Annotated in this window: 20 protein-coding genes; 14 read left to right on the top strand and 6 right to left on the bottom strand. The window is 73.3% G+C overall.

What is annotated here, in order from left to right; translation table 11 throughout:
• Positions 1–13: 13 nt before the first annotated feature.
• Entirely contained in the window at positions 14–1,216 is a 1,203-nt protein-coding gene (locus Cs7R123_RS12695) for a glycoside hydrolase family 3 N-terminal domain-containing protein (RefSeq protein WP_244871786.1), read from the bottom strand.
• 683 nt (positions 1,217–1,899) lie between these two features.
• On the opposite strand from Cs7R123_RS12695, the gene Cs7R123_RS12690 reads away from it, so the two are divergent.
• From Cs7R123_RS12690 to Cs7R123_RS12670, 5 genes are all read left to right on the top strand, one after another.
• Positions 1,900–4,341, top strand: coding sequence for a glycosyl hydrolase family 28-related protein (locus Cs7R123_RS12690; protein ID WP_212826309.1), 2,442 nt, complete (start codon positions 1,900–1,902; stop codon positions 4,339–4,341).
• A 288-nt stretch (positions 4,342–4,629) separates the two neighbouring features.
• The gene (locus Cs7R123_RS12685; RefSeq protein WP_212826307.1) at positions 4,630–5,007 is read left to right on the top strand and encodes a hypothetical protein; all 378 of its coding nucleotides are present in this window, start codon (positions 4,630–4,632) and stop codon (positions 5,005–5,007) included.
• The gene (locus Cs7R123_RS12680) at positions 5,007–6,041 is read left to right on the top strand and encodes a hypothetical protein (protein WP_212826305.1); all 1,035 of its coding nucleotides are present in this window, start codon (positions 5,007–5,009) and stop codon (positions 6,039–6,041) included. Before Cs7R123_RS12685 ends, Cs7R123_RS12680 begins: the two co-directional genes overlap by 1 nt.
• Complete coding sequence (locus Cs7R123_RS12675) at positions 6,038–6,559, top strand: roadblock/LC7 domain-containing protein (protein WP_244871785.1); 522 nt, start codon at positions 6,038–6,040, stop codon at positions 6,557–6,559. Before Cs7R123_RS12680 ends, Cs7R123_RS12675 begins: the two co-directional genes overlap by 4 nt.
• Positions 6,560–6,614: 55 nt before the next feature.
• Positions 6,615–6,986, top strand: coding sequence for a hypothetical protein (locus Cs7R123_RS12670; RefSeq protein ID WP_212826303.1), 372 nt, complete (start codon positions 6,615–6,617; stop codon positions 6,984–6,986).
• Between the two features lie 25 nt (positions 6,987–7,011).
• Here Cs7R123_RS12670 and Cs7R123_RS12665 read toward each other — a convergent pair whose 3' ends face one another.
• Entirely contained in the window at positions 7,012–7,656 is a 645-nt protein-coding gene (locus Cs7R123_RS12665; RefSeq protein WP_212826301.1) for a CGNR zinc finger domain-containing protein, read from the bottom strand.
• 39 nt (positions 7,657–7,695) lie between these two features.
• On the opposite strand from Cs7R123_RS12665, the gene Cs7R123_RS12660 reads away from it, so the two are divergent.
• Positions 7,696–8,112 carry a hypothetical protein gene (locus Cs7R123_RS12660; protein WP_212826299.1) on the top strand — a complete coding sequence of 139 codons (417 nt, stop codon included), beginning with the start codon at positions 7,696–7,698 and terminating at the stop codon, positions 8,110–8,112.
• A gap of 108 nt (positions 8,113–8,220) precedes the next feature.
• Here the strand turns inward: Cs7R123_RS12660 and Cs7R123_RS12655 are convergent, their stop codons facing one another.
• From Cs7R123_RS12655 to Cs7R123_RS12640, 4 genes are all read right to left on the bottom strand, one after another.
• Entirely contained in the window at positions 8,221–10,152 is a 1,932-nt protein-coding gene (locus Cs7R123_RS12655) for a multicopper oxidase family protein (protein ID WP_212826297.1), read from the bottom strand.
• Between the two features lie 300 nt (positions 10,153–10,452).
• Complete coding sequence (locus Cs7R123_RS12650; protein ID WP_212826295.1) at positions 10,453–11,706, bottom strand: ketosynthase chain-length factor; 1,254 nt, start codon at positions 11,704–11,706, stop codon at positions 10,453–10,455.
• Positions 11,703–12,968, bottom strand: coding sequence for a beta-ketoacyl synthase (locus Cs7R123_RS12645; RefSeq protein WP_212826293.1), 1,266 nt, complete (start codon positions 12,966–12,968; stop codon positions 11,703–11,705). Before Cs7R123_RS12645 ends, Cs7R123_RS12650 begins: the two co-directional genes overlap by 4 nt.
• A 68-nt stretch (positions 12,969–13,036) precedes the next feature.
• On the bottom strand, positions 13,037–13,879 hold the full coding sequence (locus Cs7R123_RS12640; RefSeq protein WP_212826291.1) for an AfsR/SARP family transcriptional regulator: 843 nt from the start codon (positions 13,877–13,879) through the stop codon (positions 13,037–13,039).
• A 251-nt stretch (positions 13,880–14,130) separates the two neighbouring features.
• Here Cs7R123_RS12640 and Cs7R123_RS12635 point away from each other — a divergent pair, with 251 nt between their 5' ends.
• Genes Cs7R123_RS12635 through Cs7R123_RS12600 form a run of 8 tightly spaced genes read left to right on the top strand, consistent with a single transcriptional unit; the run spans position 14,131 to position 22,273 of the window.
• Complete coding sequence (locus tag Cs7R123_RS12635; protein WP_212826290.1) at positions 14,131–15,054, top strand: SRPBCC family protein; 924 nt, start codon at positions 14,131–14,133, stop codon at positions 15,052–15,054.
• The gene (locus tag Cs7R123_RS12630) at positions 15,047–16,747 is read left to right on the top strand and encodes a class I adenylate-forming enzyme family protein (protein ID WP_212826288.1); all 1,701 of its coding nucleotides are present in this window, start codon (positions 15,047–15,049) and stop codon (positions 16,745–16,747) included. The genes Cs7R123_RS12635 and Cs7R123_RS12630 overlap by 8 nt, the downstream gene beginning before the upstream one ends.
• Before the next feature lie 14 nt (positions 16,748–16,761).
• Positions 16,762–17,055: an antibiotic biosynthesis monooxygenase gene (locus tag Cs7R123_RS12625; protein ID WP_212826286.1), complete on the top strand. Its 294-nt coding sequence runs from the start codon at positions 16,762–16,764 to the stop codon at positions 17,053–17,055.
• Positions 17,056–17,077: 22 nt separating this feature from the next.
• Positions 17,078–17,341, top strand: coding sequence for an acyl carrier protein (locus tag Cs7R123_RS12620; RefSeq protein WP_244871784.1), 264 nt, complete (start codon positions 17,078–17,080; stop codon positions 17,339–17,341).
• Positions 17,338–19,047 (top strand): acetyl-CoA carboxylase carboxyltransferase subunit alpha, encoded by a 1,710-nt coding sequence (locus Cs7R123_RS12615; protein ID WP_374706939.1) that lies wholly within the window; start codon positions 17,338–17,340, stop codon positions 19,045–19,047. Before Cs7R123_RS12620 ends, Cs7R123_RS12615 begins: the two co-directional genes overlap by 4 nt.
• Positions 19,044–19,640, top strand: a complete 597-nt coding sequence (locus Cs7R123_RS12610; protein WP_212826284.1) for a biotin/lipoyl-containing protein — start codon at positions 19,044–19,046, stop codon at positions 19,638–19,640. Before Cs7R123_RS12615 ends, Cs7R123_RS12610 begins: the two co-directional genes overlap by 4 nt.
• A 12-nt stretch (positions 19,641–19,652) precedes the next feature.
• Positions 19,653–21,014 carry an acetyl/propionyl/methylcrotonyl-CoA carboxylase subunit alpha gene (locus Cs7R123_RS12605; RefSeq protein ID WP_212826282.1) on the top strand — a complete coding sequence of 454 codons (1,362 nt, stop codon included), beginning with the start codon at positions 19,653–19,655 and terminating at the stop codon, positions 21,012–21,014.
• 29 nt (positions 21,015–21,043) lie between these two features.
• On the top strand, positions 21,044–22,273 hold the full coding sequence (locus Cs7R123_RS12600; RefSeq protein ID WP_212826280.1) for an FAD-dependent monooxygenase: 1,230 nt from the start codon (positions 21,044–21,046) through the stop codon (positions 22,271–22,273).
• Positions 22,274–22,282 lie beyond the last annotated feature (9 nt).

Raw genomic sequence — 22,282 nt, 5'->3', positions numbered from 1 at the left:
GCTCCCCGCGCCGTCAGCGCGGCCAGAGCGCGTCGATGCGCGCGACCGAGCGGTCGAGCTGCGCCTCGGTGACCTTCCCGGCACGGACCAGGCCGAGCACGCCGCTGACGACGTGCTCGACGACGTCCGGGTCGTACACGGCCTGGTTGCCGAAGACGAGCTGGTCGACGCCCGCGGCCAGGGCCAGCTCGACGGACTCGTCGCGGCCGTACGTGTTGGTGACGGCGGCGGCCTGCATGTCGTCGCTGACCACGACCCCGTCCCAGCCGAGCTGCTCGCGCAGCAGCCCGGTGACGACCTTGTGCGACAGCGACATCGGCAGGACCGGGTCGAGCTGCCGGTTGTGGAAGTGCGTCACCATCACCGTGTCCAGCGTCCCGGCCTTGATGAGCTCCTGGTACGGCACCAGCTCGGTCCTGGTCCAGGTGTCGGTGACGTCGACGGACTCGAAGTCGGTGTTGCCGCTCGCGCTGCCCAGCCCCGGGAAGTGCTTGACCGAGGTGCGCACCTTCGCCGCCCGGTACGCCTCGATCGCGATCCGGGCGTTGGCCGCGACCACGGCCGGGTCGGCGGAGAACGCCCGATCGAGCTGGGCGATGGCCGGGTTGTCGGGGTTGACCGCGAGGTCGACCACGGGCGCGAAGTTGTAGTCGACGCCGATGTCCACCAGCGTCTTCGCGATGCCGGCGGCCCACTGCCGGGTGACCTTGGGCGAGTTGCGGGCGCCGATCGCGGCCTGCGAGGCGGTGGCGGGGAACCCGTTGGCGGGCTTCAGCCGGGCGATCTTGCCGCCCTCCTGGTCGATCGAGACGACCAGGTGGGGCGCGGCCGCGCGCAGGCTGCGGATCAGGGCGGTGACCTGCGGCGGCGAGTCGATGTTGCGGCTGCCGCCGGTGAGCTGGTCGCGGTCGAACAGGATGACGCCGCCGAGGCCCTGCTCGGCGATGGCGCGCATGATCCAGTCGCCGGGTTTGACCGTCGCCCCGCGGAAGCCCACGACCAGCATCCGCGCGATCTTCTTGCGCAGCGCGGCCTCGTCGGCGGGGCTCGGACTGGGGCTCGGGGAGAGGCTCGGCGCGATCGGCGCCGAGGAGGTCGGTGCCGCGGTGGCGGCCCCCGGCGCACTGTCTGCGCGGCAGCCGCCCAGGCCTGCGGCGACGGCGCTCGCACCGACCCCGGCGAGCAGCGAACGGCGGGTGATACGGGCACCGGTCACCCGCCCACGTTACCGCCGCCCACCCCGGGCGGCGGCGGTGTCGCCCGCACCGGTCCGCCCGCCCGCGGCCGCGCGCGGGGCCGATGATCGCTGTTTGCGGTCAAAGCCTGGCCCTAAGCAGCACTTTTCGACCGCAAACATCGATCTTCCGCACTCTCGCCACCAAGATCGCGCTTTCGGGACCCCAGGCGGTACGGCCAGACGACGCGCTCGTCGATCGCCGCCCCCGCCGTCGAGATCTTGTGCATTTTCCGTCGCCCCAGCAGCAGAAAACGCACAAGATCTCCCGGCGGCGTTGCGCCCCACCTACTCGCGAGGGTGGCACAGGCCGCGATGCGCCCTTGCATTGCCTTGCACGGCGGTGCGTGATATTTGCGTAAACTCTGTCGCCCAAAACTGGCCCGAACGGTTGCTTTAGCTGGGTCGCGCACACGCCCCGGCGGCGCAGGCCGCGTTCCCTCACCGACGTCAAGCATTCTTCACCAGCCACTTTGCAAGGTTCGCAGCCGCAACCGCCGTGCAATTTGGTGCAGTCGTGCTGTCGGGAAGTTGCGTGATCCTCTGGACTAATTCCGGTGGGGCTGCCTACGCTGCTGAGCGCGGATCACGGCGGCGACGCGCCTGAAACACGATCGGCGCTCCGCCCGACCCGCTCCCCACCCCGTCCTCCGAAGGAGCCATTCATGCTGCTCCGTACCGCCATGGTGGTGGCGACGGCCGCCGCCTCCGGGATGCTCGCGGCGGTGCCCGCCGCCGCGGCGCCCGCAAGCCCCACCGTGCCGTCCCTGCCCGGCACCGCGCTGCCGCTGCCCGCCCTGCCGGGCGGCCCCGGCGCCACCGTCCCGTTCACCGAGTACGAGGCCGAGCACGCCCGGACCAGCGGCACCGTGCTCGCCGCCGACCGGGCGTTCACGCACCTGGCCGCCGAGGCGTCCGGCCGCCGCGCGGTCAGCCTCGCCGCGGGCGAGTGGGTCGAGTTCACGCTGGCCCGGCCCGCCAACGCCGTCGACGTGCGCTACTCGGTCGCCGACGGCACCAGCACGGCGCTGGCGGTCACCGCCGACGGCGCCGCACTCGCGACCGCCCCGCTGACCTCGAAGTACGCCCACGTGTACGGCAACTACCCGTACACGAACAATCCGGCCGACCGCGGGCAGCACCACTACTTCGACGACGTGCGCGCCCGGTTCGGCCGGACGCTGGCGGCGGGCACGAAGGTCCGCCTGCGCGCCGCAGCCGCGGCCGTGGTCGACCTGGCCGACTTCGAGGTCGTCGCCCCCGCCCCGGCCGCTCCGGCCGGATACCTCGACGCGCTCGACTTCGGCGCCGACCCGACCGGCGCGGCCGACTCCGGCCAGGCGCTGCAGAACGCGATCGACGCCGCCCGGGACCAGCAGCGCGGCCTGTGGATCCCCGCCGGCACGTACACGGTGACCCGCCATCTGCTGGTGGACCGGGTGACCGTACGCGGTGCCGGGCCGTGGCACACCGTGCTGCGCGGCGCCGGGGTCGGCGTCTTCGGCAACGGCTCGCCCACGCCGAGCACCGGCGTGCACCTGGCCGACTTCGCGATCTTCGGGGAGACGGCGGTCCGCGACGACTCCACCATCGACAGCGGCCTGGGCGGCTCGCTCAGCGACTCCACGGTGGACAACCTGTGGATCGAGCACACCAAGGTCGGCATGTGGTTCGACGGCCCGTCGTCCGGGCTGACGATCTCCGGCGGCCGGATCAAGAACGTGTGGGCCGACGGCCTCAACCTGCACAACGGGGTCGCCGACACCACCGTGCAGAACATGTTCGTGCGCAACACCGGCGACGACGGCATGGCGATGTGGTCGGACGTCAACGCCGACCACCACAACACCTTCGCGCGCAACACCGTGTCGGTGCCGCTGCTGGCCAACGGCTTCGCGGTGTACGGCGGCCACGACAACGCCATACGCGGCAACATCGCCGCCGACACCGTCACCCAGGGCGGCGGCGTGCACGTCGGCAACCGCTTCGGCGCGGTGCCGCTGGCGGGCACCACCTCGATCTCGGGCAACCTGCTGGTGCGCACGGGCACGCTGGTGCCCAACGAGCCGACCGAGATCGGCGCGCTGTGGTTCTACGCCGCCGACGCCCCGATGGACGGGGCGGTCGAGGTGCGCGACCTGACCCTGCTGGACAGCTCGTACGCCGGAATCCAGTTCTTCGGCAAGGCCGTCACGGGCGTGTCGGTGGACCGGGTCGCCCTGGTCGGGGCGGGCACCACGGCCGTGCAGTTGCAGGCGCCCGGCGCGGCGAGCTTCGCGCACGTCGTGGCGGCCGGGCTGGGCGGAGCGGGCGTGTACGACTGCGCCAGCGGCTTCGCGCTGACCCGCGGGGCGGGCAACGTCGGCTGGTCGGGCACGAAGTGCGGCTTCGCCCCGGCCGGGCAGCTCCAGATCGCCCAGGCCACCGGGGTCGACTACGGCTTCCAGCCGATCGGCACCGCCGCCGAGCTGCCCATCGCGATCACCAACCCGGGTCCGAAGCCGGTCACCGTCGACGCGGTGGTGCCGCCGCGCGGCTACACCGTCACCGAAGGCTGCACCGTGATCGCCGTGGGGGCCACCTGCACGCTGCGGGTGCGGTTCGCGCCGGAGGCGTCGGGCAACTACGCCGGCCTGCTCACCATCCACAGCACCTCCCCGGCCGGGCCGTACGTGGTGGGGCTGAGCGGCATCGGGTTCGACCCGGACGGCAACCTCGCGCTGGGCCGTACCATCACGTCCAGCTCGCAGGCGTGCTGGTGGTGCGGGCCGGACCGGCTCGCCGACGGCGACCAGGGCTCGTACTTCGAGAGCCAGAACGGGGCGTTCCCGCAGACGGTCACGCTGGACCTGGGCCACCAGGTGACGGTGCGCCGGATCGTGCTGAAGCTGCCCGCCAACTGGGGCGGCCGCTGGCAGACCATCGCGGTCGACGCCGACGGCACGCCGCTGGTCGGGCCGGTGGAGTACCTGTTCGCGCCGGAGACCGGCAACGTCGTGGAGATCACCTTCCCGGCCGTCGCGGCCCGGACCCTCACGCTGACGTTCACCAGCAACAACGGCTGGCCGGCGGCGCAGATCTCAGAGTTCGAGGCCTACACCCACTGATCCTCGCGCACTGACCCTCGCGCACTGACCCTCGCGCAAGTTGCCGGGCAATCGGGGCATCGGCACCGCCCGATACGCCCGATTGCCCGGCAACTTGGCAGGGGAGAGCATCACGTCGTGTCCTAGCCGTGACCGGGGGACGGACACGGTGTGCGATCGCCGTGTGTGCTCGCCGCATAACCTGCCGCGGTCGGCGTCGGACGGACGGGCGCGGCCGACACCACTTCCCTGACGACGTCGGCGCCGGGGCGGGTCCGGGGGCGGCATCAGAGCGGCAGGGGAGCGGCTGTGCTCGACATCGAGAACTGTCTTGACCAGATGATGGCGCTCAACGGCGTGCTCGGCGCCAGCCTGATCGACTACCCCAGCGGCTCGACGATAGGCATGGCCGGGCGCGGCCACGGCGACCGTGACGCGTACGACGCGGGCGCCGCCGACATGGTCCACGCGACCATGCAGACCGCCGCCTTCGCCACCGTCGGCCAGCCCGCCCACGTCGAGGACATCGTCATCACCGCGGGCAACGGCTACCACCTGCTGCACCTGATCTCCAGCGAGGTGGCGGCACGGATGGTGCTCTACGTGTGGCTCGACCGGCAGGTCGGCAACCTGGCCGTGACGCAGCGGCGCCTCAACGCGATCGCCGCCCAGTTCTCGCTGAACTGATGCCGACCGAGGTCAACGCAGGGACGGGCGCCACCCCCACCGTGTCGCGCACCGTCCGGCCGTACCCGGTGCGCGAAGCGCTGGAACCGTGGTGCGCCGCCGGGGTCAGCGGCGTGATGCGGGTGATCGACGCCCCCGGCGGCGCCGTCTACGTCGTCGACGGCAAGATCGCCTATGCCGAGTGCACCGTCGCCGCCGGGATGGAACGCCTGCTGGCCGGCTCGGGCCGGCTGCCCGTCGAGGCGTGGCGCGGCGCCGTCGCGGCGGGCCGGGCCCAGCAGCGCGTCGGCGCCGAGCTGGTCGCCACCGGGCTGGTCAGCCAGGCCGAGCTGGAGGCGCTGAGCGTCATCGCCGTGTACGACGCCGCCTTCTTCCTGTTCGACCTCGTCGCCAGCGCCCAGTTCGAACCCGGTGCGCGCCACCCGTTCGGCCCGCTGCGCACCGTCGACCTGCGCCAGGTCTGCCAGGAGGTGGACCGGCGCAAGCGGCTGCTCGCCGACGCGTGGCCCGACGCGGCCATCGACACCGCGGCCGTGCTGCCGCGCCGCCGCCTGTCCACCCAGGCCGTCGCCCTGACCGCGCTCCAGTGGGAGGTGGTGGCGGGCGCCGACCGGCGGCGCAGCCCCATCGACCTGGCCCGGCTGCTCGGGCGGGACACGTTCACGGTGATGCTGGAGGTGCGCCGGATGGCGCGGTCCGGGCTGGTCGAGCCGGGTCGCCCCGGCGGGTCGGTCGCGGCCGAATCCGTCGCCACGGTACGGGCCCGTGCCGCCGCCCGCCCCGAGCTGGTGCTGCCGGTGCCGCGCGCCTCGCCGGAGCGGATACCCGAACCGGAGCCGCCGCGCCGGACCGAGCGCCGGACCGAGGCCCGCGCCCCGGCCGTGCTGGTGCCGCTGCCGCGTCGGCCCGCCCGCGAGCCCGGCGCCTTCGGCGAACCCGACGAGCCCGACGAGCCCGGCTACCGTCTCATCCCCGACGGCCGCCCGTCCGACCTGATCCTGACGCGCCTGATCGCCGGCCTGGAGGCGCTGTGATCAGAGCGCTGCTGGACCTGCTGCGCCGCCAGCCGCCTGCCGGGCCACTGCCAGAAGCACTGCCAGAAGCACTGCCCGCACTGCCCGACCGCACCGAGCGCGACATTCCCGAGATCCGGAAGAGAGGCGGTGTGGTGGACACCGAGAGTCCCCTGTTCGTGGAGCTGCGTGAGCTGCGGCTGCGCGTGCCGCACGTCACCGGCGTACTGGTGGCCAGCGTCGACGGCATGCTCATCGCCCAGGACACCCCGGGCATCGAGCCCGAGGTGTTCGCGGCGATGTCGGCGGCCCAGCTCGGCCTGGGCCAGCAGCTGGTCGCGACCCTGCGCACCGGTGACTTCCGCGAGACGGTCACCGCCGCCACCCACGGCTACGTGGCGACGTTCGCGGCGGGCCCGGCGGCGCTGCTGACCGTCGTCGCCGGACCGGAACTGAACGTGGCCCGCCTGCACCACGAGGCGCGGCCGGTGGCCGCCCGGATCGGGCAGCTCGTCGCGACCGCCTACCACCCCGCCTGACAACCGCACCACCGATCACCCCTCAACGCAGGGCAAGAGGAGAAACGAGGCACCGATGTCCGACATGGAGAGCTCGCTGCAGGAGGCGATGCAGATCGAGGGCGCGATCGGCGTCGCGCTCGTCGACTACACCAGCGGTATGGCGCTGGGCACGCTCGGCAGCTCGAAAGACTTCGACCTGACCATCGCGGCGGCCGGGAACACCGACGTGGTCCGGGCGAAGCTGCGCACGCTGGAGATGCTCAAACTCAAGGACACGATCGAGGACATCCTGATCACGCTCGGCGGGCAGTACCACGTCATCCGCCCGCTCACCAGCCGCAACACCCAGGGCCTGTTCCTATACCTGGTGCTCAGCCGGACCCGGGCCAACCTGGCCATGGCCCGGCACAAGCTCAAGAGCATCGAAGAGGAACTCCAGATGTAAGGCCGGAGCCCCTGCCACCCCGCGGTCATCCTCCCGACCGCGGGGTGTTCCTGTCCTCGTCTGCGCGCCGGGCTCGCCAGGAGGCGGCCTTGGCCCGGTTCTGGCAGGTCAGGCCGCAGAAACGGCGGGAGCCGTTGCGGGTGGCGTCGTAGAAGACGCGCTCGCAGCCGTGCGCGGCGCAGCGCCCGAGCCGGGCGGTGCGGTCGGTCCCGATGATCATCGCGAGACCGGTGGCCATGTCGGCCACGCGCGCGTCGGCCGGGCCGGAGCTGGGGGAGTGGAACGCCAGGACCAGCGCCCCGCCCGGGTGGCCGTGCAGGTTCGGCCTGGCGCGGTGCCGTTCGAGCAGCTCGTTGAGCAGCCGGGCGGCGGTCGGGACGTCGCCGTCGACACACGCGTCGACCGCCCCGCGCAGGGCGCGCACCGCGACCGCCAGTTTCTGGGCCTCGGGCTGGTCGAGCGGGGTCCAGCGCTGGTGGCGGGTGGCGGTGGCGCGTACCCCCAGGGCCTGGTTCACCGCCGCGACGTCCAGGTCGGACGCGGCGACGGCGCGGCCGAAGGCCTGGCCGAGCGCGAGCTCGTTGATGAGGTACAGCGCGAGCGCCGTGTGTTCCTCGATATAACTGTCTAATGTCTGTTGACTGGTGATGTCGGAGCGCCCTACCGTCACTGTCGTATCTTAACTAGACAGTGACGACAGGAGTACACCGTGTCTGTCCTCGAACTCGGCGACGCCAGCCGGACCATCGCCGGGGTCGTGCTGCTGACCATCGTGACCATCGAGTTCGGTGGTTACTTCATGACGAAGATCGTGCGCGGTCAGGTGCCGATGACCGATTTCCAGAAGGCGTTCGCGCGCGCCGGGCACGCCCATGCCGGGGTGCTGGTCACGCTGAGCCTGATCTGCCTGGTGCTGGCCGATGCGACCGGCCTGGGCGGGTTCTTCGGCTGGGTCGCCCGCGTGGGCGTGCCGCTGGCCGCGATCCTCATGTCGGCCGGATTCTTCGCCGCCTCGGCGGGCAGGGGCCGCACCGAGCCCAACGGCGCCATCGCCGTCCTCTGGCTCGGCGCCGCCTCCCTCGCCGCCGGCACCCTAACCCTAGGCATCGGCCTCCTAACCGCCTGACCCCCGCCCCCCGGCCCCCTGACCCCCACCGTCGATCATGAACTTATGGCGCTGACACGCCGTCGAGCCGTGCCATAAGTTCATGATCGACGGGGATGGGGGTCGGGGTTAGGGGCGGGGGGTGACGGTTAGGGGGCGCATCATCTCGTTGTCCTCGTGTTCCAGGATGTGGCAGTGCCAGACGTACTGGCCCGGGAGGTCGAAGGTGGCTTTGATGCGGGTCACCTCGCCGGGGTAGGTGAGGACCGTGTCCTTGCGGCCGGACTCGGTGGGTTCGGCGGGGCGGGGCTTCTGGAGGAAGACGTTGCGGTCCAGGACCTCGAACTGGACCTGGTGCAGGTGCACCGGGTGGGCGTGGTCGGTGAAGTTGAGGATCTCCCAGGTCTCGGTGTCGCCCGCGGTGGGAGTCTCGGTGGCGTCGTCGTGCCAGTGCAGGGGCTTCTGCTTGCGGTCGGTGCTGACCGTGCCGAGCATCGCGACGCGGCCGCCGACGCCGGTCAGGACCGCCGAGTCGAGCTCGTCCAGCATGACGCGGCGGGTGACGGTCGAGGCGGGGCTGGCCGCGACCTTTGGCAGGGACAGCTGGTCGGCGGGCACGGTGGTGTCCTTGCCCTTCAGCGACTGGACGTCGAAGCGCAGCACCTGGCCGGTGGTGGCCGGGTCGGCCGCCTGGTATGCCGTGCCGAGCTGGCCGCCCGCGAACGGGCCGTCCGGGCCCTCGTTGATCAGGAACAGCGGCGTGCCGGCGTAGACCCCGCTGAAGTCGACGATCACGTCGGCGCGCTCACCGCTGGCCAGCAGCAGCTGATCCAGCCGCACCGGCTTGGCCAGGTAGCCGCCGTCGGCGCCGATCTGCCAGAACGGCACCGCGGCGGGCGCGGGCCGGGCGCCGGTCGCGGCCGAGGCGATCTTCAGGATGAGGGTACGGGAGTTGCAGGCGTTGAGCAGCCGCAGCCGGTAGCGCCGGGGCTCGACCGGCACCCGGGGCCAGGTCGCCCCGTTGACCACCATCGTGTCGCCGGCGAACCCCGGGTTCCACATCGGCGCCATGTCGCTGTCCGGGACGTACGGCCCGGAGAAGTGATCGAAGAACTCCGCGCGGCTGCCGGGGTAGTACAGCGAGCCGTCAGTGTGGAACGAGCGGTCCTGGATGATCAGCGGCAGCTCGTAGTGGTCCGTGCCGTCCTTGTCGCCGGGTTCGGGCGCCGGTCCCGGCAGGACGCCTGCGGGCAGGTCGGTGTCGCCGCCGCGCAGCAGGTAGAAGCCGACGGGGCCGGCGTACACGTTGAGGCGGGTCATGCCGAGGCTGTGGTCGTGGTACCACAGCGTGCCCGGCTCCTGGTCGTTGGTGTAGCGGCAGACCGTGGTGCCCGCCTCCCAGGTGCTGCCCTGCTGCTTGGCCCGATCGCGGTACACGTCGTGCAGCGTGCCCGTGGCGGCGTACCCCTTGGGCAGGTTCTTCGCGGCGGGCAGCGTCCACGCCGACGGGTGGCCGTCGGACTCCTCGCCGGTGTGCGCCCCGTGCACGTGCGTCACGATCGGCACCGGCCCCTTGTACGGCCCCGGCGTCTTGGTGAACGTGGCGCCCATGTCGCGGCCGTCCTTGCCCCCGGCCGGGTTGGCCCAGTGCAGCGTCGGGTCCACCGCGAACAGGTGCGGGCGGAAGTGGCCGTCCTTGTCGTACAGCTCGTTGGCCCAGGTCACCTGGACTGGGCGGTCGACCGTCGCCTCGATGGTGCAGGCCGGGTAGCCGAACGAGGCCGAGTGGCCGATCGCGCCGTACCCCCAGACCGTGGTCTTGGGCATGCCGGGCGGCAGCACCTGTCGGCGCAGCTGGCGCACGGCGATGCGGTACACGTCGGTGTCGCCCTTGCGGCTGACCGCGGGCATCGCCCCCGGGATCGGCAGCCGCACCTTGTACTTGGCGATCTTCGCTGCGTCCAGGCGCACCTTCGCGGCGGCCCAGGCGGTGCGGCCCGGTAGCAGCAGCGCCGCTGCCGTGCCGAGAGTTGCGGTGGTCAGCAGCTGCCGTCGATACATCGATCGTTCCCCTGTTCGGCCGGGTGCCTGGAGGTCCGGGCGTCAGGTTTCGACCAAATGTCGTTATTGCCCGGAACCGTCGGTCACCCTAGCCGCCCCCGCTGACCAGCACAAACAGCCACACCGCCCGACCCCCGACCACCTCTCCCCACCGCCGTGTCGTCGCGCTCCTCGGCGCACGCGAAGTTGCCGGGCAATCGGGCGTATCAGAGGTCAAGATACGCACGATTGCCCGGCAACTTGGCTGATCTTGGGGTGTTCCCCCGACGGGTGGGACGGGTGGGGTGGGGCGTGGGTGGGTCAGCGGGTGAGGACGAGGGCGGCGTTGAAGCCGTGGGTGCCCCGGGCCAGGACCAGGGCGCAGTGTGGGTCGGTCTCGCGGGGAGTGCCGACGACCAGGTCCAGGTCGGGATAGGCCGGTGAGGTGATGTTCGGGGTGGGCGGGATGACGCCGTCGCGCAGGCTCAGCAGCGCGGTGGCGACGTCGAGGCTGCCCGCGCCCGCCGCCAGCCGCCCGGTGGCCGCCTTCGGCGCGGTCACCGGCACCCCGTGCGGGCCGAACACCTCGGCCAGCGCCGCGACCTCGGCCCGGTCCCGCTCGGGCACCCCGGCGGCGTCGGCGAAGACCACGTCCACGTCGGCGGGGGCGCGGCCCGCGTCGGCCAGCGCGAGCCGGATCGTCCGGGCCAGCCCCGGGCGGCGGCCGCTGCCCGGCGGCGGGTCGAACGTCGCGGCGTACCCGCTGACCTCGCCGTAGATCTGGTGTGCCCCTCTGGCGGCCGCCGCGCGGGCGTCCTCGACGATGAGGATGGCGCCGCCCTCGCCGGGCACCCAGCCCGCGGCGTCGCGGTCGAACGGCAGGTACGCCCGCGCCGGGTCGTCGCGGTCGCTGAGGTGCCCCTCGGCGAGCTGGCCGATCCAGCCCCACGGGCACAGCGAGCCGTCGACGCCGCCGGTGACCGCGAGCGCGGTGCCGCCGCGCAGGTGGCGCCGGGCCTGCCCGACCGCGTCGAGACCGCCCGCCGAGTCGGTGACCAGCACGCCGCTGGGCCCGCGCCCGCCGTGCCGGATGGAGATCTGGCCGGTGTTGACGGCGTAGAACCAGGCGAACGACTGGTACGCCGAGACGTGGTCGCTGCCCTTGGCCCACAGCTTCTCCAGCTCGTTCTGGCCGAACGCGAACCCTCCGGCGGAGCTGGCGGTGACCACGCTCATGCCGAACTCGGGCAGCGCGGCCGGGTCGACGCCCGCGTCGGCGAGCGCCTGCTCGGCGGCGGCCAGCGACAGGCGGGTGACGTGGTCGGTCTGCGGCAGCAGCCGTTCGGGCAGGTGGGAGGCGGGGTCGAAGTCGCGGATCTCGCCGGCCAGGCGCGCGGCGTAGCGGCTCGGGTCGAAGCGCTCGATCCGGCCGATGCCGTTGCGCCCGGCGAGGGCCGCCTGCCAGAAGTCGTGCGTGTTGAGGCCGGTCGGGGCCATCACGCCGATGCCGGTGACGACCGCGCGGGCCGAGCCGGTTTCGCGGTGCTGGGGGTGGACGGAGGTCTGGGTGCTCATCGGGTCGCCTCCGGGCGGGCCAGGACCATCGCGCTCTGGAAGCCGCCGAAGCCGCTGCCCACCGACAGCACCGCGTCCAGGTGGCGGTCGCGGGCCTCGTTCGGCACGTAGTCCAGGTCGCATTCGGGGTCGGGTTCGTGCAGGTTGGCGGTGGGCGGGACGACGTTGGAGGAGATGGCCAGCGCGCAGGCGGCGACCTCGATCGCGCCGATCGCACCGAGCGAGTGCCCGATCATCGACTTGATCGAGCTCATCGGGGTGGCGTACGCGTGGTCGCGCAGGGCCAGCTTCACCGCGGCGGTCTCGTGGCGGTCGTTCTGCTTGGTGCCCGAGCCGTGCGCGTTGACGTACCCGATGCGGGTGGGGTCGAGTCTGGCCAGGCCGAGCGCGTGCGTGATGGCCTCGGCCATCTCGCGGCCGTCGGGGCGCAGGCCGGTCATGTGGAACGCGTTGCAGCGCGAGGCGAACCCGACGATCTCGGCGTAGACCTCGGCGCCGCGGCGGCGGGCGTGCTCGAACTCCTCCAGCACGAACATGGCCGCGCCCTCGCCGAGCACGAACCCGTTGCGGCTGTTGTCGAACGGGCGCGAGGCGTGCGCCGGGTCGTCGTTGCGCGGGGTCGTCGCCTTGATGGCGTCGAAGCAGGCCACGGTGATGGGGGAGATGGGCGCGTCGGTGGCGCCGCCGACCACGATGTCGGCGCTGCCCTCGCGGATCAGCTCGACCGCGTGCGCGACCGCGTCCAGCCCGGAGGTGCAGCCGGTGGAGACCACCGCGGCCGGGCCCTCGGCCCCGACCGACCAGGCCACCTCGGCGGCGAACGAGCCGGGGACGTAGTAGTCGTACAGGTGGGGCGAGGTGTGCGTGTTGTCGACCAGCCAGTGCCTGCCGTGGTCGGAGGCGATGACGTACTCGCGCTCCAGGCTGGTGGTGGCGCCGACGGCGCTGCCCACGACGGTGCCCAGCCGGGTCGGGTCGAGCTCGGCCGGTTCGATCCCGGCGTCGGCGACCGCCTCGGCCGCGGCGACCACGGCGAACTGGGCCGCGCGGTCCATCCGCAGCACCTGCGCCGCGGTCAGGCCGTGCGCGGCCGGGTCGAAGTCGCACTCGGCCGCGACCTGCGAGCGGAACGGCGACGGGTCGAAGAAGGAGATGGTGCGGGTGGCGGTCCGGCCGCTGGTCAGCAGCTCCCAGAACGCCTTGGTGCCGATCCCGCCGGGGGCGACCACGCCCATCCCGGTGATCACGACTCGTCGGTGCATACGGGCCTCCTGTGTCGGCTTTGATCGAGTGGCGTCCAGCCCCGGCTGGCGACCGCTGGAGAACGGCTTCAGCGCGCGCCCGCGCCGGCCAGGACCCCGGCCTCGGCGTACGCGGGCGAGGTGTCCAGGGCGGGGTCGGCGGTGAGGATGGCGTGCTGGATGGACTGCATCCGGCGCGACGGCTCCAGGCCGAGGTCGTCGAGCAGCACCCCGCGCAGCTGATGGAACGCGGCCAGGGCGTCGGTGCGCCGCCCGGCCCGGTACAGCGCGATCATGTACTGGGCCTGGAGGTCCTCGTGCAGCGGATGCCGGGCGGCGAGGCTGCTCAGCTCGCCCAGGATCTCGTGGTGGCGGTCCAGGGCCAGGTCGGCGTCGATGCGCTGTTTCCAGATCGAGAGCCGGTGCTCCTCCAGCCGCCGCACCTCGACCCGCAGCACCGCGCCCACCCGGACGTCGACCAGTGCGGCACCGCGCCACACGTCGAGGGCCTGGCCGAACAGGTGCGCGGCGCGGGCGTGGTCGCCGCACGCGGTGGCGAGCCGGCCGTCGGCGGCCAGGCGCTCGTACGCGTGCAGGTCCAGCTCGTCGCCGCAGGCGCCGGGCCGGTCGCGCACGCACAGCCGGTAGCCGTCGGACGCGGTGACCAGCAGGTCCCGGGCCACGGCGGCCGAGTCCAGCGCGAACGCGCGGGCCAGCATCCGCCGGATCTGCAGGATGTAGGTCTGGAGCGTGGTCTGCGCGCTGGCGGGCGGTTCGTCGTCCCACAGCTCGGTGGCGAGCACGTCGGTGGGCACGACCCGGTCGGCGTGCATCAGCAGCAGGGCCAGCGCCTTGCGGGGCTTGGGTGCGGTGAGCTCGCCGGTGGCGACGGCCGACCGTACGGTCAGCGGTCCGAGTACCCGAAACAGCATGTGTAACCCCCGGAGGACACTGGCGAGCCGGTCGGTGCGGTGGGAAGACCCACCTCCCCCACTATTGGCGTTTCATGAGCTCTTGGTCGGATTTCCACATAATTGGCCGTTTGGGTTTTTCTGCGACCCATGTGGCCTGACCTGGGCATTCAAGTCGGACTCGACCGGGCCTCAAGCCGCGGACTGCGACGGTTTCTCACAGACCGGTCCGCCGCGCCACCGTGCGGCCCACCAGATCCGAAGGAGCACCCATGTCCAAGAGCACCAACCGCACCGAGACCCGCACCGCGACGCTGAAGGCACCCGCCGCGGTGGCCTTCGAGATCGTCACCGACCTGCGGCACTGGCCGCAGTTCTTCCCCGACGGCGTCTACGCCGAGGAGGACGGCGACATCGTGCGCTGGTGGGCGCTGGAGGGCGACGGGGTGCGCCACTGGTCCAGCCGCCGCACCCTGGACCGCAGCGGCCTGACCGTGACCTACGACCAGGTCGACTGCGCCGCCCCGCTGACCGCGTCGAGCATCCAGTGGCGCTTCCGCCCGGCGGCCGACGGCACCTGCGAGGCGGAGCTGACCCTGCGCGCCGACAGCCAGAACAGCAACGCCGGCCGCGAGGCCGTGGCCGCGCACCTGGCCGCCGCCGACGAGCTGATCGCCCGGGTCGGCCAGATCGCCGAGAACTGGGACCAGCTCAAGGAGCTGGTGGTCCACTTCGAGGACCCGCTGTTCATCGCGGGCAGCACCGACGCGGTGTACGGCTTCCTGTACGACGCCGACAAGTGGCCCGAGCGGGTGCCGCACGTGACCGCGCTGACCATGACCGAGGACCAGCCCGGCGTGCAGTTCTTCGACATGGACACGGTGACCCCGGAGGGCCGCGCGCACACCACCCGCTCGGTGCGGATCTGCCTGCCGCACAAGATCATCTACAAGCAGATCGGGCTGCCCAAGCTGCTCGACGCGCACACCGGGCACTGGCACTTCCAGACCACGCCCGAAGGCGTCACCGTCACCGCCCGGCACACCGCCACCATCAGGCCGGACGCGCTGAACCTGCTCGGCGCGGACACCACCGTCGCCGACGCGCGCCGCTACCTGCGCCGCGTGCTCAGCACCAACTCGCTCCAGACGCTGCGCCACGCCCAGGCGTTCGCCGAGGAGCCGGCGCATGCCTGAGTCCACGGTGGCCGGTGCGCCGCCCGACCCGGCCCTGTTGCGCGGGGTCCTGCCCGGGGCGGTGCTGACCGATCCGGACGACGATCCGGCGCGGCGGCTCGCGGCGGTGCTGGAGCGCGGCGGGGGAACCCTGGACGGGATGCTGCGCCACGCCGCCCGGACCGCGCCGGGCCGGGCGGCGATCAAGTCGGGCCTGCGCACGGTGTCGTTCGCCGCGCTCGACGCGGCCGCGGACAACTTCGCCGCGGCGCTGCTGGAGCTGCTGCCGCAGCGGCCGCACGGCGCCACCGCGCTCGGCGGGGCGTCCATGGTCGGGGTGGCCGCCGCGCTGGACCCGGCGTTCGCGGTCGCCTACTACGGCACCGTCCGGGCCGGACACGTCTGCGCGGTGGTCAACCCGCTCCAGGGCGCCGACGAGCTGCACTGGGTGCTGGAGTCGGCCGACGTACGGGTCCTGGTCGCGGTCGCGGACATGGCCGACCGGCTGCGCGCCATCCGGCTCGACCTGCCCAACCTGCGCCACGTGGTCTACCTGGACCGGCCCGGCGAGGGCGGCCTGTTCACGCTGGCGGGCATGGCCCGGCGGCACCGGCCGGCACCCGCGCCCGAGCACCGGTCTGATCCGGACGCGGTGGCGGTCGCGCAGTTCACCAGCGGCACCACCGGGCGGCCCAAGGCGGTGCTGCTCAGCCACCGCAACGCCGTCTACAACGCGGCGCAGGTAGCGCTCGCGCACGGGCTCGGGGCGACCACGGTCGGCCTGAACCACCTGCCCACGTACCACCCGATGCACCTGAACTCGGCCGTGTGCGCCGGGTCGACCCAGGTGCTGTGCCCGGCCGGGGACCCGGCCGAGGCGGTGGCGCTGGCCCGCACCACCGGGGCCACCCACTTCTACAGCCTGCCGGTGCGGCTGGCCCGGATGGCCGGCGACCCGCGCCTGCCGGGCTGGCAGCTGCCGACGACGCGGGCCGTGCTGTCGGGCGGATCGGCACTGTCGCCGTCCGCGGCGGCGCGGCTGTCGACCGCGCTGGGCGTGCCCGTGATCCAGGGGTACGGCCTGGCCGAGACCTCGCCGCTGACCCACTGCGACCGCATCGACGCGCCGCAGCCGGGCTCGGTGGGCCGACCGGTCCCGGGCACGGAATGCCGGGTGGTCGACCTGGACACCCGGCAGCCGCTGCCGCCCGGCCAGCCGGGCGAGGTGCAGGTGTCGGGGCCGCAGGTGATGGCCGGCTACCTGGCCGCCGACGGCTCGGTGCACCGGCCCGTCGACGCCGGCGGCTGGTTCGACACCGGCGACGTGGGCTACGTCGACACCGAGGGGACGCTGTTCCTGGTCGACCGGCTCAAGGACGTCTTCAAGTGCGACAACTGGCTGGTGTCGCCGGTCGAGGTCGAGCGCACCGTCGCCCGGCATCCGGCCGTCGTGGACTGCATGGTCGTCGACCTGCCCCACGCCGAGCGCGGCGCGGTCGCGTACGCGCTGGTCGTCACCGACGACGAGGACGTCACCGGCGACGAGGTCATGGCCTTCGTCAACGGGCAGCTGCCCGACTACCAGCACCTGCACGGCATCGAACTGGTCCGGGAGATCCCGCGCTCGGCCACCGGCAAGGTGCGCCGCCGCGACATCCGCACCCAGCTGCATGGGCGGCTGCTCGCCGCCCCCACCCACCAGAACACCGTCTGAAGAGGAGAAACACCATGGTCACCTTCATCAACCGGCTCACCGTCCGCGGCGACGTCGCACAGTTCGAGCACGTCATGCGCAACCTGAACAACTACATGTCGGCGCAGCCGGGGTTCCTGGGCCGCCAGTGCTACCGCTCGCGGCGCGAACCCAACGTGTTCGTCGAGACGGTCCAGTGGGCCGACGCCGCCGACCACGCCAAAGCCGTGGCCACCGACGGGTTCCGGGGGCACGTGCGCGAGCTGGCCGCCGTGGCCGTCCCGGAACACGACCTGTACGACGCCGTCGTGGAGCCCGTCAACGCCTGATCTCGCCGAAGGAGGTTCTGCCATGTCCACCATGTCCGAGTTCACCATCGAGGACGTCCGGCGCGTCCTGCGCGACGTCGCCGGGGCGTCCAGCGTCGACCTCGACGGCGACATCAGCCAGACCAGCTTCGCCGACCTGGGCTACGACTCGCTGGCCCTGCTGGAGACCACCGCCCGGCTACAGCGCGACCTGAGTATCAAGCTGCCCGACGACGCGGTGCTCGCCATCCGTACGCCCGCGCAGCTGATCGATCTGGTCGGCACGGCCCGGTCGGTCCGGTCGTGACCGGGGCGCAGCCCGCGGACCCGCCGGTCCCGTGGGTGTCGTGCGGCCGGTGCCAGGGCGTGAGTTACGCCAAGCGCCTGTCGCGCAGCCACGGCGTGTGCCCGCGGTGCGGGCACTGCCAGCCGCTGAGCGCCCCGGACCGGCTGGCCATGCTGGCCGATCCCGGCTCGGTGGACCCGCTGGACCCCGTCACCGTCGCCGAGGATCCGCTGGGTTTCGTCGACCACAAGCCGTATCCGCAGCGTATCGCCGACGCCCGGCACGCCACCGGGCTGCCCGAGGCGGTCGTCTGCTGCCGGATGCGGATCACCGGGGTGCCGGTGGTGGCCGCGGTGATGGACTTCCGGTTCCTCGGCGGCAGCCTGTCCGCCGCGGTCGGCGAGCACATCACCCTGGCCGCCGAGACGGCGCTGGCCGAGCGCCTGCCGCTGCTGCTGGTCACCGCCTCCGGCGGGGTACGCATGCAGGAGGGCGTCATCGGCCTGATGCAGATGGCCAAGACGGCGCAGGCGCTGCACCAGCTCGACGAGGCGGGACTGCCGACGCTGTGCCTGGTCACGGACCCGACCTACGGGGGCGTCGCGGCGTCGTACGCGATGCTCGGCGACGTCCTGGTCGCCGAGCCCGGCGCCCGGCTCGGCTTCGCCGGGCCGCGGGTCATCGCGCAGACCATCGGCCAGCAACTGCCGCCGGGCTTCCAGACTGCCGAGAAGCTGCTCGAACACGGCTTCCTGGATCTGATCTGCCCGCGGCCGGCGCTGCGGCACCGGCTCGGGCGGCTGCTCTCCATCGCCGCCCGGCGCCCGGCCGACTCCCCGCCCGACCCGGTCGCGCCCGTCGTCGTGCGCGAACCGGAACTGCTGCCCGAGCGCCGGGCGTGGGAGGTGGTGCGCCGGGCGCGCGACATCCGGCGGCCGACCACGTCGGACTACCTGTCGCTGATGCTCGACGACTTCGAGGAGCTGCACGGCGACCGGGTCGGCGGCGACTGCCCCGCCATCATCGGCGGCGTCGGGCGGCTCAACGGCAGCCCGGTGCTGGTCATCGGGCACGAGAAGGGGCACACCACCCGGGACCTGGCCGCCCGCAACTACGGCATGGCCCACCCGGCGGGCTACCGCAAGGCCGCCCGGCTGCTGCGGCTGGCCGCCAAGTGGGGGCTGCCGGTGGTGACGCTGGTGGACACGCCCGGGGCGTACCCGGGGGTCGACGCCGAGGAGCGCGGGCAGGCCACCGCGATCGCGGAGAACCTGCGCCTGATGGGTTCGCTGCCGGTGCCGGTGGTCACCGTGATCACCGGCGAGGGGTGCAGCGGCGGTGCGCTGGGCATCGCGGTGGCCGACCGGGTCCTGATGCTCGAAAACGCCGTCTACACCGTGATCAGTCCCGAGGGGTGCGCCGCGATCCTGTGGCGCGACCCGGCCGCCGCGCCCGCGGCCGCCCAGGCGCTGCGCATCGACGCGCGGTCGCTGCTGGAGCTCGGGATCGTCGAGGGCGTCATCTTGGAGCCGCCCGGCGGCGCCGAGGCCGACCACGCCGCCGCGGCGCTCCTGCTGCGCGACGCGGTCCATGCCGAACTGAGCGAGCTGGCCGGATGCCACGGGACCGCACTGGTCGCCGCGCGCCGCGCCCGGTTCCGCCGGTTCGGCCGCCGGCACCAGCACGCCGAAGAGCTGCTGGTCAGCACCGAAGGAGGGGTACGGTGACCGGTCTTCTCGATCCGTCCATGCCCGCGATGACCTGCCCCGGCGACCAGATCGCCGGACTGCCCGAGGTGACCCGTACGGTCGCCGACGACCTCGACGACGTCCGCCGCAGCGCCCAGCAGCTGCTGGCGCAGGTGGACGTGCAGCCCAGCGCGCTGCGCATCCGGGCGGGGGAGGTGGTGGTCGAGATGGAGTGGGCCACCGCCGCACCCGCGGCGGCGCCCGCACCGTTCGTGGTGCCCGCGCCCGCCGTGCATCCCGCGGCGCTGTCCGCGGCGCCGCCCGCCCCGGCGCAGGCCGCACCGTACGAAGCGGTGGAGGCGCCGGCAGCGCCGCCGGCCGGCCAGCGCGACCTGTGCGCCACCACGGTCGGCACGTTCTACCGGTCACCGGAGCCCGGGACGGCGCCGTTCGTGATGGAGGGCGACGTGGTCCTGCGGGGCCAGCAGGTCGCGATCATCGAGGTGATGAAGCTGATGATCCCGGTCGAGGCGGAGTCCGACGGCCGGATCGTGGCGATCCACGCCGCCGACGGCACCTCCGTCGAGTACGGCGACCGGCTGTTCAGCCTCGCCGCCGGACACCAGCGGTAGCGGGGGAGCGCCGTGTTCACCACCGTGCTCATCGCCAACCGGGGCGAGATCGCCCTGCGGATCGCGCGCACCTGCCGGGAGCTGGGGCTGCGGGTCGTGGCCGTCTACTCCACCGAGGACCGGGACTCGGCCGTGGTGCAGGCCGCCGACGACGCGGTCTGCATCGGGCCGGGACCGGCCCGCAGCAGCTATCTCGACATCGCCGCGATCCTGGAGGCGGCCCGGCGCACCGGCGCCGACGCGGTGCACCCGGGCTACGGCTTCCTGTCCGAGGTCGGCGACTTCGCCGAGGCGTGCGAGGCGTACGGCATCACCTTCGTGGGGCCGCCCGGACCTGTCATCGACCGCCTGGGCGACAAGGCCGTCGCCCGCTCGACCATGGCCGCGGCCGGGCTGCCGGTGCTGCCCGGCAGCAGCGGGCCGGTGACCTGCCCGGACGGTGCGGCCCGGCTGGCCGCCGAGATCGGCTACCCGGTGATGGTCAAGGCCGTCGCCGGGGGCGGCGGGCGCGGCATGGTCGCGATCACCGATCCGGAGAAGTTCATCGCGCAGTTGCGCGAGGCCCGGTGCACGGCGCAGAGCCTGTTCGGCGACGACCGGCTCTACCTGGAGCGGTTCCTGCCCGCGGCCCGCCACGTCGAGGTCCAGGTGCTGTGCGACCAGTACGGCAACGCCGTGCACCTGGGGCAGCGCGACTGCTCGGCCCAGCGGCGCCGCCAGAAGATCATCGAGGAGACCCCGGCGCCGCTGCTGCCGGAGGCGACCAGGCAGGCCATGGGCGAGGCGGCGCTGCGCGGCGCACTGGCCGCGGGCTACGTCGGGGCGGGCACGTTCGAGTTCCTGGTCGACCCCGACGGCGGCTACCACTTCATGGAGATCAACTGCCGGATCCAGGTGGAGCACCCGGTCACCGAGCTCACCCACGGTGTGGACATCGTCCGCCAGCAGCTGCTGGTCGCCGCGGGCGAGCGGCTGGAGCTCACCCAGGACACGCTGGTCCCGCGCGGGGCGGCGATCGAGTGCCGGATCAACGCCGAGGACCCGGCCCGGGGCTTCGTGCCCGCGCCGGGGCGCATCGAGAAGCTGCGGCTGCCCGGCGGCCCGTTCGTCCGCGTCGACACCGACGCGTACGCCGGGGGCCGGATCTCGCCCGCCTACGACCCGCTGCTGGCCAAGCTGTGCGTCTGGGCACCCGACCGGCCGCAGGCCCTGGCCCGGATGCGCCGGGCCCTGGCCGAGTTCCAGGCCGAGGGGCCGGGGCTGGCGACCAACCGCGACTTCCTGCTGACCGTGCTGGACCATCCGCGGTTCATCGCGGGCACGCACGACACGTCGCTGGTCGGCGAGCTCACCGCCGAGCCCGTCGCGGTCTGACCCGAGTTCCGAGGAGAGGAGGCGGCGCCATGGCGACCCTGTCGACCGACGTCTGCGTGGTCGGGGCCGGACCGGCCGGGCTGGCCATGGCGCTGCTGCTCGCCCGTTCCGGGGTCGACGTGGTGCTGGCCGAGAAATCGGTCTCGTTCGACCGGTCGTTTCGCGGCGAGCTGCTGCAACCGGGCGGCCAGGCGGTGCTCGACCAGCTCGGGGTGCTGGAGCCGGCCAGCGCCCGGGGCTGCCACGCCCACGACCGGCTGCGGCTGCACCGGCACGGCGCACCGGTGCTGGACGTCGACTACCGGGCGCTGCCGGGCCCGTACGCCCGGCTGCTCGGCATCCCGCAGCCGCACCTGCTGCGGGAGCTGCTGGCCGCCTGCCGGCGGCAGCCGCTGTTCCGCTACCTCGACGGGCACCGGGTCACCGACCTGCTGCGGACCCCGCAGGGGGTGCGCGGCGCGGTGTTCACTGGGCCCGGCGGCCTGGTCACGGTCAACTCCCGCTGCGTGGTCGGCGCCGACGGGCGCTACTCCAAGACCCGGCAGCTCGCGGGCATCCGCTACGACCGCCGCGAGGCGGCCGACTTCGACCTGCTGTGGTTCCGGCTGCCCGCGCCCGGCGGCGCCCCGACGGCGCTGACCGTACGCGGCGGGGGCGGGCGGATGCTGCTCAGCCATGGCGCCCACCCGGACGCGGTGCAGCTGGGCTGGGCGCTGCCGCACGGCGGCTACCCCGCGTTCGCGGAGCGGCCGTTCGAGCGGTTCCGCGAGGAGCTGTACCGGGCGGCACCGGAGTACGCCGACGGGGTCCGTACCCACATCCGGGGCCTGGCCGACCTCAGCCTGCTCGACGTCTTCACCGGCACCGCGCGGCGCTGGGCCCGCGACGGCCTGCTGCTGCTCGGCGACGCCGCGCACACGCACGGCCCGCTGGCGGCGCAGGGCATCAACCTGGCGCTGCAGGACGCGGCGCTGGCCCACCCGGTGCTGGTCGAGCAGTTGCGCGAGCCCGGCACCGACGTGGTCCGCGCCGAGGCGCTGCGGTCCTACACCGAGCCGCGGCTGGCCGACGCCCGCCGGGTGATCCGGCTCCAGCAGCAGCACGCGCGCGGCGTGCTGGGCCGGGGCGTCGCCCCGTCGGCCCGGCTGGCCGCGACCGCCCTGATCGGGCGCACACCGCTGCGCCACCGCCTGGCGCGCCTGGTCTGCTTCGGCAACCCGCGCGCCCAGGTACGCACCGACCTGTTCACCACCACCTGAGGAGCACAC

The sequence above is a fragment of the Catellatospora sp. TT07R-123 genome (assembly GCF_018327705.1).
GTDB lineage: Bacteria > Actinomycetota > Actinomycetes > Mycobacteriales > Micromonosporaceae > Catellatospora.
Note: the sequence above shows the minus strand (reverse complement) of the source record. Positions and strands in the feature narration are given on the sequence as shown.